This window comes from Actinomycetota bacterium, from assembly GCA_005774595.1.
Taxonomy (GTDB): domain Bacteria; phylum Actinomycetota; class Coriobacteriia; order Anaerosomatales; family D1FN1-002; genus D1FN1-002.
In genome coordinates, this window is the sequence record VAUM01000474.1 from 1 (window position 1) to 1162 (window position 1162).

Annotated in this window: 1 protein-coding gene; it reads right to left on the bottom strand. The window is 68.9% G+C overall.

The features are described 5' to 3' along the window. Positions 1-997: leucine--tRNA ligase (locus FDZ70_11085; GenBank protein ID TLM65491.1), on the bottom strand; the 997-nt coding region annotated here is incomplete at its 3' end. Positions 998-1162 lie beyond the last annotated feature (165 nt).

Here is a 1162-nt window from a genome sequence, read left to right on the forward strand (position 1 = left end):
CGCAGACCCAGACAGGCACATGCTCGCCGTTGACCGGGTTGACCACGAACCGCCCGGTCGGCGCGCCATGCCACTCGCGCTCGCCGCTCGCGCGCTCGACCGCGGTCTCCTTCGCGGCGGCGTCAACCACCGCCATGACCTCGGCCTCGCACTCCGTCCCATCGACGAGCGTGCGCACGAGCGGGTGCTCCGGCGCGAGCAGGAAGAACGTGCAGCCGAACAGCGTGTCCGGGCGCGTCGTGAAGACCGTGATCGTCTCGCCGGTAGGCTCGCCTGCCTCGTCACACAGCGTGAAGTCGACCTCGGCGCCTTCCGAGCGGCCGATCCAGTTGGCCTGCATCGTGCGCACGCGCTCGGGCCAGCCGGTCAGCGTGTCGAGGTCGTCGAGCAACTCCTGGGCGTAGTCGGTGATCTTGAGGTACCACTGCTCGAGGTCGCGCTTCTCCACGACCGACTTGCAGCGCCAGCACACGCCGTCACCGACGACCTGCTCGTTGGCGAGCACGGTCGCGCACGACGGGCACCAGTTCACCGGCGACTGCCGGCGGTCCACCAGACCGCGCTCCCAGAACTTCAGGAACGTCCACTGGCCCCAGCGGTAGTAGTCCTCGTCGCAGGTCACGACCTTGCGGTCCCAGTCGTAGCTGAAGCCCATGCGCTCGAAGCTCGCCTGCTGGGTGGCGATGTTGCCGTAGGTCCAGGTCGCCGGGTGCGTCTGCGACTTGATCGCGGCGTTCTCGGCGGGCAGACCGAAGGCGTCCCACCCCATCGGGTGCAGCACCGAGTGGCCGCGCATCGTGAAGTACCGCGCGATGACGTCGCCGATGGTGTAGTTGCGCACGTGGCCCATGTGGATGTCGCCCGAGGGGTACGGGAACATCTCGAGCACGTAGTACTTGGGCTTCGAGGAGTCCTCCGTGACCGCGTGCAGGCCCTCGGCCTTCCACGCATCCTGCCACTTCGGCTCTATCGCGTGCGGATCGTAGGGCGCGGTCACGTGCGGGACCTCCGGTTCGTGCGTGTGCGGTGCGCGGACAGTCTCGGATTCTAGCGGAAGCGACCGCGCCGGCGGGCGGCGCGGCGTGCATGCGAAAAGGGCGGGCCCGCCTTCCCGGACCCGCCCTCATGTCAGCGCGTGCGTGTGCGCTGCCGCGCGCTACAC